The organism is Ruegeria sp. AA3 (genome assembly GCF_056542905.1).
In genome coordinates this window covers 74,988-88,046 of sequence record NZ_JBQGAQ010000015.1, presented here as the reverse complement: position 1 = coordinate 88,046, position 13,059 = coordinate 74,988, and the positions used below count along the sequence as shown (strand labels likewise).

Here is a 13,059-nt window from a genome sequence, read left to right as displayed (position 1 = left end):
GCCGATCGCGATGGAAGACGGCCTGCGCTTCGCCATCCGCGAAGGCGGCCGCACCGTCGGCGCCGGCGTCGTGTCGAAAATCATCGAGTAAGGCAGTTCATGCCTGAGAAAACCACAAAAAAAATTGCGGTTTTCTTTAATGTCGAGCCTGGACCTCTTGAGGTCCAGGCTCATTTGTTAGTCAATTCCCTCAAGCTTTTCTGCGAAGACTATCATTCGCTGCACGCACATTGCCGGTCTGATCGAATTGATGAGTTGCAGCCGGAAACGAGAACAATGTTGGCGTCAAGCGATGTTGAACTCAGAGTGCTCGAAAATCCGTTTAGCGATGGCTATCCTGCGGGAAACAAGATAGCAGGGGCTGCTCTGGAAAGAGACGCTGACTTCTCTCTGTTTCTCGATACCGACACGTTTCTGACGCAAAATACATCTTTTGCCGAGATAGCCTACCCGCAGAAAGTATCGGTCTGCCCGGAAACGCGAAATGCCTGGACAAACCGCCCGCGTGTTTGGCGTCAGGTCTATGCGTTATTTGGACTGCCCAAACCTGAAGCAAAGGTTCAGTTGCTACTAGGACAAGTTTCACATCCATTCTTCAACGCCGGGATGGTACTGTTTCCAACTGGTTCATTCGGTGACTTGTGGTTGGATACTGCACAACAGATTGATAAGATGACAGGATTGAGAGGACGCAGACCCTGGCTGGATCAGGTTTCGTTGCCGGTAGCAATTGCCCGTTATGGTCAGGACGCGTTGAATTCTGTTAGTCGTATCTGGAACGACACCCCGGATCTACCTGATGAGGGAACTCGGCTGCTGCACTACCATCGCCCCAGACGCTTGCGTGTGCGGGGGAGGATGCATCTGGCGGATCACGTCTTTCAATCCAGCGGTTCAGAATTCGAAAGCTACGGCGATGTCATTCGGTATTATTCGGCCAAAGGCGTTGTCTCTGATGCGAAAGCGCTCTCGCATGTAAATCTCACCACACCAATTCCAAGGCCGCGACCAAATTCCTGACTAAAGAAAAAGGTGACCGCATTCTCGGCACCGACGCTGTTTCGGAAATCATCGGGTCATGGGTAGGTCGGGCTCGAGTCCGGCACATCGTCGAAACTTAGAAGGCCACCCAAGAACAAGGGCGGCCCCTTTTGATTGCAGCGAAGTTAGTCGCAGGCAGCGTCCACTATGAATTCTACCTTCAGTTCTGGGCGTGCCAGTTTGGCTTCACCACAAGCGCGTGCTGGGGCGTGGCCTGTTGGAACCCAAGCGTTCCAAACCTCGTTCAAACCAGCGAAATCCTTCATATCAGCCAGCCAAATCGTGACGCGCAGCATTTTTTCTCGTGACGATCCCGCCTGTACGAGCAGGGCATCTATATTGTTGAGGCAAGTCTGAACCTGCTCCTGAATCGTCTCACCCTCGGCAACTTGTCCAGTCAGATAGGCCACGCCGTTGTGCTTCACGATTTTCGAGGACCGTTCGCCGGTATCAATGCGTTCAATCATGGGCATTCTCGTTGTATTAGATTTGGTATGGTTGTTCTTGGTCACAAGATGCCTTGCTTGGCAAACAGAATTCTATTGAGTGGGTTTCAGCGAAAATGAATTAGGGGTGATCGGGTTTGGCGTGAACATATGTTCTGAAGAAGGACTCTGGATCATTGAAGATACACCAAACTCCTCGAATACATCGGGGATGATGAGGAGATTCTTCATCAAATAATTTTAGGCCCACAATGCCGAGATTAAAAGAAACACGAATGGGGCTTTTCTTAATCAGACGTTCACCCCAATCAAAGACTAAAAACCCACCTGTGAAATGCAGCGAGTGACGTGGAACGCGGAAGCGGCGAACCGCTGAGATCAGGGGGAAATCATGTTTAGTTTGGAATTCATCAACTATGGAACTCAAATCCTTCACAGCAAGGATCTGGAGGATATGCGAGACGCGGTTCTAGGCGGAAATGACCACGAAGTTGATTGCAATGTCAGTGATTTTTGTCGTGAGCGAAAACGGTTCGACATCAAGCTCGCTGACGTATCAGAAAGCGCACAACGGGTCAGCGCCAGATACAAATCATGATTCGCATGTATTAGGAATAATCGGGTGCGGGCGGATCCGGTCGGGCATTTTTGTGTTGGAGAGCTATCAAGCACCTTTAGTCCAAGGCTTCCGCCCCATCATGCGGTCGGCCTCGGCAGTGATGTCGTTCATATGCTGCTCGAGACTTAACCGCAGTGTTTCTATTTGTTCTTCGGTTGCCTTTCGCGGAACTGGGTCGGTCCACTCGCGGCACAGGAACACGCCTTCGTTGCGCCAGGGGCGGGGCATCAGCAGACGATCCCAGGTTCCTGCTTCGCGTCCATGCCTGGCGGAATAGGTGATCCCGAAGACACGTTTGCCCGACGTGCGCGCCCACACCAGCGGTACGGTTGAAGACACCCGTTCAGGACCTCGGGGGCCATCGGCGGCGATTCCGATTGAGATGCCCTGTTTCATTTTTCCGAGCACCTCGCGGGACAAGGCGACGTGGCGTTTGCGGCTGGACATCGCGATCGTGTCCATACCAAACAATTTCTGCACACGGCCCACCATACTGCCTGCCCGGGCAGCAGAGGTGATCGAGCAGATGCGGCCCTTGTCCAAGGGAAAGAAGTAAGGCGACTGAGCCAGACGCTGGTGCCAGAGAACCACGATGACGGGTTCGCCCTGTTCGGCCAGTTGATCTAGTTCTTCGTATCCTATGCGCCGCCAGTTTGTGTTGCGATTGACCATCCTAATATAGCTGGCAATTCGCCGCGCGACCCAGTTCAGAACGGCTTCGCTGTCGGCAATTTTCTTGCGGATGCTCAAGGCTGCGCTCCTTTTGCTGGCCGAACCTTGTCTTAAAGAACTGCGCGCGGGGTGCAACTTTTTTGTCGGAGGTAAAAACTTAAAAAGCCTCTTGAGTCCGCTGCGCCTCTGGCATATCTGATGGCCCAGCCTAGGGGTATAGCTCAGTTGGTAGAGCGACGGTCTCCAAAACCGTAGGTCGCGGGTTCGAACCCTGCTGCCCCTGCCACTCTCTCAAATCGATGATGTCGCTGCGACAGACACGTGTATTTGGCGCTCACGTCAGACTCAATTCTCTTGACGTTTAGGGCAAGAAAGAAAAAGCTTGAACTAGGCTTGCGGAGAGGCCATCAGGGTTGTCCGCCTAACGTGCTAAGGTCGTTCGACTTTTGTGCTGCTGGCAATAAGCCTGACCGGGTAGGGGAGCCCGGAGCCAATCTGGGGCAAATGGGGATAATGGCAGAGATCGACGTATTTCTTGAAGGGCTCGGGCTGACCAAATACGCCCCCGTATTTACTGCCAACGAGGTCTCTCTGGCTGATCTTGTTCATCTCTCTGAACACGACCTGATCGATATGGGGCTCCCGTTGGGTCCGAGGCGCCGACTGTCGGCAGCTTTGGGTCAGGCGCGCGAGGCGAATCCGGCACCTATACATGGCCATGGGAAGATTGTGGCTGAGCGACGGCAACTGACTGTCATGTTTGTCGACCTCGTTGGATCGACCGCCCTGTCAGAACGTCTGGACCCGGAAGATCTGGGTGAGCTGCTGCGACGGTTCAAAGAAATCTGCTCAACCTCAGTTGCTCGGTTTGGTGGCCATGTTGCAAGCTTCATGGGCGATGGGGCGATGATCTATTTCGGTTACCCTCATGCGCTTGAAGATGCAGCGTCACGGGCTGTTCATGCCGGATTGGATATTTTGGGCGGGCTGGCCCGCATCGAAGGTCAGGAAAAACTGAGCGCGCGGATCGGGGTGTCGACGGGCCTTGTCGTTGTGGGCGAGATACACGGCGAAGGGCTGAAAGAACATGACGTGGTTATGGGGCGCACGCCCAATCTAGCCGCTCGATTGCAGGCGTTGGCCGAGCCAAATACCCTGATCATCAGCCCTTCGACCCGGCGATTGATTGGCAATGCATTTGAGTTGGAGGATCGGGGCTCATTCGCACTGAAAGGATTTTCGGAGCAGGTCCAGGCCTGGACAGTTACAGGTCAGGCTCGGATCGAGCGTAGATTTGACATTATGCCGGATGCCGGGGCCGGGAGACTTGTCGGGCGACAGGTCGAGTTTCGTAAACTGATCGAAAAGTGGCAAGAGGCCTGTCAGGGTGCCGGTCAGTCTGTGTTGGTTTCTGGTGAGGCCGGAATTGGCAAATCACGTTTGATCGAGGGGTTAAGCCAAGAGCTGGAGGATCAGGGCGCCCTTCGGCTCAACTTTCAGTGCTCACCATTTCACGCCAACTCGGCGCTTTATCCGATCATTCAGCATTTGGAGCGCGCGGCGGGGTTCGCGCCAACCGACAGCGACGACGATAAGCTCGGGAAACTCTCGTACCTCCTGCGACATCATCCGCGCGAGCATATGCGCCTGATCGCCGATTTGTTGAGTGTCGAAGCGGACGCTTCACTAGGTCCGCTTGATCTGCCGCCACAGGCGAAACTTGAACAGACACTCGATGCAGTGACCGAGCAACTAGCAGCGTTGGCTCGTGAGAAACCTGTCTTGCTGTTGTTTGAGGATGCCCATTGGGTCGATCCGACCACATTGTCGCTGACCGACCGAGTGATCGAGCGCATTCGGGATTTGCCGGTTTTGATTGTTATTACCGCTCGCCCCGGATTTGATCCAGGCTGGGGGCACCATAACAATACGTTGCACTTGCCGCTGAAGCGTCTGGAAAACCGGGACATTGCCGAGATCGTGGCGGAAGTGGCAGGAGGGAATTCTATTCCAGCCGAAGTCTGCGATCTGATCGCGGCCAAAACCGATGGCATTCCGCTTTTCGTTCAGGAAGTAACGCGCGGCCTGCTGGAATCCGGACAACTAAGACTGACCGACCAGGGTTATGCCTTGCGCGGTCCACTGCCAGCGCTTTCTGTGCCGAATACGCTCAAGGATTCTTTGATGGAGCGCTTGGACAGGCTGGGAACCGCCAAAGAGGTTGCACAAACTGGTGCTGTCTTTGGTCGACAGTTTTCAATCGCGTTGCTGGCCTCGGTCTCAATTTTGTCACCAACGGTCTTGGAGGCTGGGCTGGAACAGCTTTCCTCTGCCGGTATCATTTTGCAGGCCCCGGATGAGGCAGAAGATGAGTTCATCTTCCGCCACGCGTTAATACGCGACATGGCTTATGACAGCTTGCTGCGCACGGAACGGCAGGTGCTGCACGACCGGGCGGCAGGTGCGCTGCTTGAAAACCAGCCGCAGCTTGCCCAAACTCAACCCGAGCTACTGGCGCAGCACTACACGTTAGCGCACCGTGCGGATGAGGCGGTGATGCATTGGCAAAGCGCCGGGCGGCGGGCGATTGAACGTTCGGCCCAAACCGAGGCATTGACGCATCTGTCAAAAGCTCTGGATCAACTGGCAGATCTTCCCAAAAGCAAAGATCGAGATCTGCAAGAGATTGATATTCAAATCCTGCGCGCCGGAGTGCTGCGGTCAACCAGCGGTATCTCAGGGGATGCCACAGGCGAAGCGTATGGGCGGTTGCGAGACCTCTGCCATCGAGCAGATGAGACCGACAGGCTGTTTCCGGTTCTTAACGGGCTGTATGCCTTCCATCTGGTGCGGGCCGAATATCGGTTGGCGCAAGATGTATCGGCGCAAATTCTTGATCTGGCAGCGGAAAGCGGCAGGACTGAACACCGAATGGTTGGCCATCGCGCGATGGGTGCTGTGCAGTTGCATTTGGGTAATCTGCCTAAGGCAAAAACCCATCTCGAACAGGCCTGGTCGCTATATGATTTTGATCAACACAGTCAGTTGGCCTATGTCTATGGGACTGATCATGCCGCCATTACTTCGGCGTTCCTGGGTACGTGTTATTGCCTCATGGGGCGGCACCAAGAAGCCTTGCAGATTCAACGCACGGCTTTGGGCTGGGCGAAGGAATTAAAGCACGCCCACAGTGTAGCGCAGATTTTGGTCTATATGTGCAAGGTTCATCTGCTGGCACGCGACATACCCGCGTTGCAGCAGGATGTCGAAGCGTTGTCCAAAGTTGCTGAAGAGCATTCGCTGCCATTCATGGCCACCATCGCGCGATTGTGGGAAAGCTGGGCCAACGCGACCGAATCCTCGGATATTGCGCATATCGATGATCTGCGCCAAGCATCAGAGGACTGGTGGGCAGTCGGGGCCGGGAACTACAAATGTTTCTTCCCCTCTCTGATTGCCGAGCTTCTTTTAAACGCGGGTGATCATAAAGCGGCTAAGCAGACATTGTCGCACGCGGCCCAAATGCTGGCTGAAACCGAAGAGAAATGGGCCGAAGCTGAACAGCTGCGAATCGAAGCCAGTTTTGTTGCCGGCACCGGGGGCGACCCAGAGCCTTTGCTGTTACGGTCGATCGAAACGGCGCGACGGCAAGGGGCACACTTGTACGAACTGCGTGCAGCGGTTGCGCTGACACGTTGGCGGCTGGACCATGGAAAGCCTGCGGGCGATGCACTTAACACCGCTTTGTCTCAATTCGAATCGAACGCTTATCTGGCGGATCTGGAAGAGGCGCGAGCGTTATTGGAAACGACCACTTGACCGACAGGGCCCATTGCTGCCAGCTTGGTCAGCGGCAGATATGGGATGATACCGAAAATTCATAGTTGTGGCGTGGGGATATGCGTTTCCACGCTACCAATTGATTTGGTGTGAGGAGACCCTATGAAGAAGATCAGCAAAACGCTTCTGGCCAAGGATATTGTGGCGCAAAGCCGCACTGATCTGGCGCTGCAGCAATATCACTCGATCACGCCCGAGCAGATACGCGCGTTTGAAAAGAAACTGATCGGAACGGTCACTCTGCCCACCGACCCCGACTACAACAATGACCGGCAGGTCTGGAATCCGGCCTTTCAGGACTACCCCGAGATCATCGTTTATTGCGAGACCATTCAAGATGTGCGCGCCAGCCTTGCTTTCGCGCGTGAGCACGACTTGTGGGTTGTGGCACGGTCTGGTCGCCACAGCACTGCGGGGTATTCGGTCAACAACCAGATGGTGTTGGACACCAGCCGGATGCGTTATGTGACCGTCGATCCCAATGCGCCAATGGCCTATGTCGGTCCGGGTACGCCGTTCAAGATGCTGAACTCGGTTCTGAATTCCTATCACCTGCATGTGCCGGGCGGGGCCTGCCAGGACGTCTGCGTCGCCGGTTTCATGATGGGCGGTGGGTATGGCTTTACCTCGCGCCGGTTCGGGATGGCTTGCGACAACGTACTGGGTGTCACCGTCATGTTGTGGAACGGCAGTATCGTGATCGCTGACAAAGACACCAATCCCGATCTGTTCTGGGCGATCCGGGGCGGGACTGGCAACAACTTTGGGATCCTGCTGGAAATCCGCTATCAGTTGCACCCGCTTTATAAGGTCTGGGGCTGCCATATTACGTGGCCGCTGGAGAAAGCTGCCAAGGCGCTGGAGTACCTGCAGGCCAACTACATGAGCACCTGCGAAGACGACAGATTTGGCGCCTATATCTTCCTTGCTTATCAGGGGGATAGGAAGGTGCTGCTGGTGTCGGCGCTCTATGATGGCACGCCTGAAGCGGGGAACGCGTTTGTCCAACCCTTGCTCAGCGAAGAAATCGGCGGCGAGATGGGGCCTGATGACCGGAATTATGGCACCTATCAGGAAATCAACTCGTGGCTTTACGACGACAAGTACGACATCCCTGTCGTGCCCGATCAGGCGCGCGAAGATAAGCAGGCCGGGTATATCAAACGCCAGCTCAACGCGGGCGAATGGCAGCGCGTCGTGGACTACCTCGACAGCACGCCCAACGCCTATGGCGCGGTTGCGATCGAACCCTATGGCGGCGCGATCAATCGGATGCCACTGGGCATAGAGGGTAACGCCTTCATCCACCGTGATGTGTCGCTGAACTTCTACGTTGATGTGTTCTGGGTGTCGGAAGAAGAAAAAGAGATAGTCGTGCCCTGGCTCGACGGGTTCATGGAACTGATGACCGAGGAAGGTTATTTCATCGACCGGGTCTATCAGAACTACCCTCGTCGGACGCAAAAGAACTATCGCTGGCAGTATTGGGGCGAATATTTCAACTCACTGCTGTTCGTGAAGCAGAAATTCGATCCGGGCAATTTCTTCCACTATCAGCAGAGCATTTCACCGGTGCCGGATGATGCGCCGCCGGACATTATCCGCGACACGTCCGAGTCGATCTTTGATGATATGACCATCACTTATGAGACCTATTCGAACCCCTGAAAGCGGGGGCAGCCAAGGCCGAACGGGGGAGGGCCCAGCATGGATACCATCCGAGAGATTTTCTTTCTGCCACCCATGGCGGTTGCTCGCCTGGGGCCGGGTGAAACACCGCTGGAAAGCTATGAGTGGCAGCAGGACATGGATGCCCATGGCAACAACAAGACGGTCATCCGCTCGAACATAACCCTGCGCGAACTCGAAGATGGCAGCGTTTCGGCCTATCTTCCCGACCCCGATATGATCCGCTTTCGCGACGAAGGCGGCGCACTGCGTCCGGTTGCTCCGTTCTTTGAGCTGTGGGCGCGGATGCATGACGCCGAGACGGGCGAGGAATATGAGACACCGTTGACGCTGGATCTGCTCGACGATCAAGGCCTGTCGCTGCAAAACGTGCGCTACTCGGTGACCGTGGGAAACACCAAGGCAGAGCGTCGAACCGGTGACGCGGCCTGCGGATTTCGCGCTCGGGTCGAGATTGCGGGGCAGGATTTCGCCCCGAAACCCCTGCTGGCTTTTAGCCCCTACACCTCGGAACAGCAGCCGATGGTCTATGAGCACAACCCGATCCCGCTGGGCTCGATCCGCGCGATCCATCCGGTGCAGGGTCATGATGAACCGGTTGAAGGTGAGTTCATCGACCGCAGCATCCTGCGTCTGCGGTTCATGCCCCCCAAGGGCGAGGTTTATGGCCCGCCCGATGCAGCCTACGGCCCGGCGACGCTGGCGGTTCCGGGATACCAGAACGACCCGCCGAAATCGGAATATGGCCGTATCCATGAAATCGTGCCCGAACAGAACCGCATCCTGAACCCCGACACTCCTTGGTCGAAATGGATCATGATGTCCGGCACCTCAGATGACCCAGAGCCGCATGACAGTTACGACGGTGCGCGCGTCGGCAATGACCAGTCCTGGGGCGTGGCAGATGACACCAGTGATGGCGTGATCGAAGCAACGCTCGCCGTGCGTGGCGAGCGCTTGACGGCGCGCGCGACGATCATGACCGGACCACCCGATTTTGCGCCGGATGCTAGGCCGTTCTACAGCCTTGAAGATGATCTGGCAGACCGTGATCTGTCGTTGATTTCAGTGACCAAAGAAAACTACACGCAGGCCAAGGACGAGGTGGTCGATATTTTCCGCCGCGCCTTTGAGACCAACAGCTTGATCAACCTCGACGATATCCGCGCGCAGGGTCTGAAAGATAATGCCAAGCTGCAGGCCAAGACCGGGATTTCCCCGACGCCGGGCCTGCCATCAACCGACGCAAAATCCATGACGGAAGAGGATGCAAGGCCGCCCGACAAGATCGACGAACTGATCCGACCGCAGCCGATCTCGGTCTTCTCGAACTCGGTGCCCAATGACCGGCTACCTTATACCGTAGCCACGAAATTCGTGCATGAGCAACTGATTGACGAGGCCAACTTGCTGGATTTCCTACGCCGCCGCCCGGATTTCGTGAAAACGCTGCTGCGCCCGCCTTACGGCATCCTGACCGAACTTGAGACCGACCCGAACCCCGATCAGGCCCCGAACCCGGAGTTCCGCGATCCGCGGATCATCCGCGACTCGATGCACGATGCGCGGATGCCGCCTTATATGCGTGATTCCAACTATTACCCGCTATCCCTGTCTCGCAGGCAATACCATCTGGTGATCTCGTTCATCGACTATCTGGTTGCACAGGAATCGGAGGCTCAGAATGTCTGATCAACCCGGCCAAATCCGCGTCAAACCCCGCAACCTGACCGCCCGCGCGGCCTATAAGGTACCGGGCAACCCTGACAACACGCGACTAGATGGATCGGTGGGCAATTGCTTTCCCGGTCTGGAAATGGATGTACGCAATCTTGATCGGCGTTTTTTCCCCGGTCTGGTTTTCAACGCCGCACGGGTGCCGCTGAACCCCGTGCCCGAGGCGCCGAAGAATTCACAGGGCTTCCATCTGGTTTTTGTCGATTATTTCTACGACCCGATGCTGCCTGACAACAGCCCCGAAGAATGGGTGCAGACCTTGCTGGAGGCCTACAGCGGCGACGTGGGCGTAAAGCTCAGCCAAGGGCGCTGGTTCCTGTCATGGGTCGAACAAAGCGGCAAGCGCATCACTTTCAAGGAGGAAGACGGCACGCCCTATGACGGGCTGATGATCTGGCGGTTTATCCGCAGTCTGGAACATGGCGATGACAAACCGGTCAGTATTGCTCTGGAGCGGCGTAATCACGAAGGCATTGTGGATACTGAGCAGGTGGTCCTGCACGGGTTTCGGCGCCAGTATAGAACCGAGGCGGGGGTCTTCAGCGAAGCCTATGACCCCGGTGAATTGACGCAGAGCCTGTGCAATCCGTGGTCCCATGACTTCCGCGATTGCGGCTGCCACTACTGGCCCTCAAACCACCCCGATGTGGTGATGGCCGAGGTGGCACATGACGACCAGCTGCCATCGGGCCAGTCGAAGAACCCGATCGAAGCCGAGACCTATCTGGACTGGCTGCGCTCGGACAAATCTCCGTCCGGCAATGTCGCAGCGCTGAATACGGTGGAACAGAACCGCCCCTATCAGATCGACCACTATCAGGTTAACCAGATGTGGAGCGAGCTGCCCATCGTCGTCGAAAGTCGCGAAACGGGCGAGGTTTACGAGGTTGATCCCGAAATGCCGGGCGTGGAACCCTATGACACGCCGGAGACGATGATCGAGGACCTTAAGACGCGCCTGGCCGCGATGGAGATGACGCTGAGCCTGCAGTATCTCTATGCCTATTTCTCGTTGGCGGATCCCGAAACGGCGGACACCCAGAAATGGCCGACACTGAAGGACGACCTGATCTTTGCCCGGCGTTCCGTGCTGGAGGTCGCGATTGGCGAGATGACCCATATGCGCTGGGCGAACCAACTGCTGTGGGAGCTTGAGCCAGAAGGGTATGAACCCATCCTGACCCCGTCTGAAACTCTCCCTGCGGGTAAGGGTAAGACGCAGCCCCGCGCGCTGAGGCCACTGACGGCTGAGGCGCTTGCGGATTTCATCGAGATCGAGCGCCCCGGTGGCTTTATCGACCGCGCCTATGCGCAATGTGTTGCAACGCTGGAGCAGGAGGACTTATTCCCCGAGCGCCGTCTCTGTGCGCTGGCGGTGCGGATCGACACCGACGGGGACGAGCATTTCCTGCGCTTTAGCCAGATGAAGGATGTTTTGGCCAAGTACGATACCGGCGAAGGTACTCCTGCTTACTTGCGCCCGATTAAGGTCGGGACCGAAGAGCAGGCCAAAACAGCGTTGGAACTCTACGCTAAGGTCAAAGATGGGTTGGCCAATGCCTATGCGCTTGAAGCGGATGGCAAATTCGAAGAGTCTCAGACCTTTATCCAGCAGGTGCGCGATGACATGAAGCTGTTCCGGGTCGAGGGCGAAGCGCTGGCGGCCCAAGGGATCGGCATTCCCTTCTGGACGGAGGGCAAGGCGTGATCCCATCCGCCGCGCAGGTGCATTTCTTTGACACCGAACATGGCGATCACATGTTGGCCGTCGATGGCTCGCGCGTCTTCGACGTCCCCGAGGGCACGGCGGGCCGGTTTGCGGCGATGAACACCGCGGGCCAGAGCGCTTTCCTCAGGTCCATGGGGTTGGATGGCACACCTTTTATTGATGATGTGCCGCCGCAGGACATGCGGGTACGGTCGCTGTCGCTGGCGGTGGCGCAGAAATGCAATCTGGCCTGCACCTATTGCTATGCGGCGGGTGGCGAATTTGGCGGCCCCGCGCGGAATATGGAGTGGGAGGTCGCCAAGGCCTCGGTTGATCGGCTGGTGGCCGAAGCCGAACCGGGTGTGCGGATCAACCTCGCCTATCTGGGTGGAGAACCTCTAATCAACCGTGATCTTGTGCATCGAACCACCGACTATGCTGTAAAACAAGCGCAGGCAAACGGATTGAGCGTTGGCTTTTCGATCACCACCAATGGAACCTTACTGCGACCCGAGGATGCCGCGTTTTTTGAGGCACATGGATTTGCGGTCACCATCAGTCTGGATGGCGTGGGCAAGGTTCACGACAAACTGCGCCCAAATCGAGGTGGGCGGGGCAGTTTCGACATGATCCTGAAACGGGTCGAGCCGCTTCTGGCCGCACAGCACCGGATGCAGGTTGGTGCCCGGGTGACAGTCACACCGCAGAATATGAACCTGCCAGAGACGTTGGAACAGTTCGTGGGGATGGGTTTCCACTCCATCGGGTTCTCGCCAATGCTCGCGTCGCCCAATGGTCAACATGAGCTGGACCGCAACGATCTGGACGAGATGCTGACTCAGATGATCCGCTGTGGTGAAGTGTTCGAGGCGACGGTGATCCAAGGACGGCGGTATCCGTTTTCAAACATGGCGGCGGCAATGCAGGAAATCCATCGCGGCACCCATCGGCCCTATGCCTGCGGGGCAGGGGGCGGATATTTCGGCGTGTCCGCCGATGGCGGCCTGTTTGCCTGCCATCGCTTTGTCGAGGACGAAGCCGGAGCCATGGGCGATGTCTATGTTGGCCCCGACTTGCGACGCGAAAACTGGTTGGCGGACCGTCACGTGCACACCCAGTCACCCTGCAATACGTGCTGGGCGCGGTATCTATGTGGCGGTGGGTGTCATCACGAGGTCATCCACCGCGGTCGCCCAGCCTGCGACTACATTCGCGGCTGGCTGCACTATTGCCTTCAGGCCTATGTCCGCTTGTCCGAAGCGAAGCCCGATTATTTTGGCGTGCCTACGCAGGCGGCCTCTGCCTGA

The 13,059-nt window shown here is 56.7% G+C and carries 10 protein-coding genes and 1 tRNA gene; 9 read left to right on the top strand and 2 right to left on the bottom strand.

The window, feature by feature from the left end:
- Together ACR0JR_RS20200 and ACR0JR_RS20195 are read left to right on the top strand one after the other, a co-directional pair.
- Positions 1–91, top strand: a 91-nt coding sequence (locus ACR0JR_RS20200) for an EF-Tu C-terminal domain-related protein (RefSeq protein ID WP_211330766.1), incomplete at its 5' end; no start/stop codon positions are given.
- Positions 92–99: 8 nt separating this feature from the next.
- Complete coding sequence (locus ACR0JR_RS20195) at positions 100–1,020, top strand: hypothetical protein (RefSeq protein WP_480457752.1); 921 nt, start codon at positions 100–102, stop codon at positions 1,018–1,020.
- 146 nt (positions 1,021–1,166) lie between these two features.
- Here the strand turns inward: ACR0JR_RS20195 and ACR0JR_RS20190 are convergent, their stop codons facing one another.
- Positions 1,167–1,508 (bottom strand): RidA family protein, encoded by a 342-nt coding sequence (locus ACR0JR_RS20190; protein WP_480457751.1) that lies wholly within the window; start codon positions 1,506–1,508, stop codon positions 1,167–1,169.
- Positions 1,509–1,878: 370 nt separating this feature from the next.
- On the opposite strand from ACR0JR_RS20190, the gene ACR0JR_RS20185 reads away from it, so the two are divergent.
- On the top strand, positions 1,879–2,085 hold the full coding sequence (locus tag ACR0JR_RS20185) for a hypothetical protein (RefSeq protein WP_480457750.1): 207 nt from the start codon (positions 1,879–1,881) through the stop codon (positions 2,083–2,085).
- 66 nt (positions 2,086–2,151) lie between these two features.
- On the opposite strand, the gene ACR0JR_RS20180 is transcribed toward ACR0JR_RS20185, so the two are convergent.
- Positions 2,152–2,856 carry a DUF374 domain-containing protein gene (locus ACR0JR_RS20180; RefSeq protein WP_170780715.1) on the bottom strand — a complete coding sequence of 235 codons (705 nt, stop codon included), beginning with the start codon at positions 2,854–2,856 and terminating at the stop codon, positions 2,152–2,154.
- A 132-nt stretch (positions 2,857–2,988) separates the two neighbouring features.
- Here ACR0JR_RS20180 and ACR0JR_RS20175 point away from each other — a divergent pair.
- The 6 genes from ACR0JR_RS20175 (at position 2,989) to ACR0JR_RS20150 (ending at position 13,059) form a co-directional block, all read left to right on the top strand.
- Positions 2,989–3,064 (top strand) — tRNA-Trp (locus ACR0JR_RS20175).
- Positions 3,065–3,291: 227 nt separating this feature from the next.
- On the top strand, positions 3,292–6,597 hold the full coding sequence (locus ACR0JR_RS20170) for an adenylate/guanylate cyclase domain-containing protein (protein WP_480457749.1): 3,306 nt from the start codon (positions 3,292–3,294) through the stop codon (positions 6,595–6,597).
- A gap of 123 nt (positions 6,598–6,720) precedes the next feature.
- Positions 6,721–8,286 (top strand): FAD-binding oxidoreductase, encoded by a 1,566-nt coding sequence (locus ACR0JR_RS20165; RefSeq protein WP_480457748.1) that lies wholly within the window; start codon positions 6,721–6,723, stop codon positions 8,284–8,286.
- 39 nt (positions 8,287–8,325) lie between these two features.
- Positions 8,326–9,999, top strand: a complete 1,674-nt coding sequence (locus tag ACR0JR_RS20160; protein ID WP_480457747.1) for a hypothetical protein — start codon at positions 8,326–8,328, stop codon at positions 9,997–9,999.
- Entirely contained in the window at positions 9,992–11,752 is a 1,761-nt protein-coding gene (locus tag ACR0JR_RS20155) for a ferritin-like domain-containing protein (protein ID WP_480457746.1), read from the top strand. The genes ACR0JR_RS20160 and ACR0JR_RS20155 overlap by 8 nt, the downstream gene beginning before the upstream one ends.
- A complete protein-coding gene (locus ACR0JR_RS20150) occupies positions 11,749–13,059 on the top strand; it encodes a radical SAM protein (RefSeq protein WP_480457744.1) in 1,311 nt (436 codons plus the stop codon). The genes ACR0JR_RS20155 and ACR0JR_RS20150 overlap by 4 nt, the downstream gene beginning before the upstream one ends.

Excerpts from the sequence above, each read along its gene's own strand:
- ACR0JR_RS20195 (WP_480457752.1), top strand. The coding sequence starts at position 100 with ATGCCTGAGAAAACCACAAAAAAAATTGCGGTTTTCTTTAATGTCGAG.
- ACR0JR_RS20155 (WP_480457746.1), top strand. The coding sequence starts at position 9,992 with ATGTCTGATCAACCCGGCCAAATCCGCGTCAAACCCCGCAACCTGACC.
- ACR0JR_RS20185 (WP_480457750.1), top strand. The coding sequence starts at position 1,879 with ATGTTTAGTTTGGAATTCATCAACTATGGAACTCAAATCCTTCACAGC.
- ACR0JR_RS20170 (WP_480457749.1), top strand. The coding sequence starts at position 3,292 with ATGGCAGAGATCGACGTATTTCTTGAAGGGCTCGGGCTGACCAAATAC.
- ACR0JR_RS20165 (WP_480457748.1), top strand. The coding sequence starts at position 6,721 with ATGAAGAAGATCAGCAAAACGCTTCTGGCCAAGGATATTGTGGCGCAA.
- ACR0JR_RS20190 (WP_480457751.1), bottom strand. The coding sequence starts at position 1,508 with ATGATTGAACGCATTGATACCGGCGAACGGTCCTCGAAAATCGTGAAG.
- ACR0JR_RS20160 (WP_480457747.1), top strand. The coding sequence starts at position 8,326 with ATGGATACCATCCGAGAGATTTTCTTTCTGCCACCCATGGCGGTTGCT.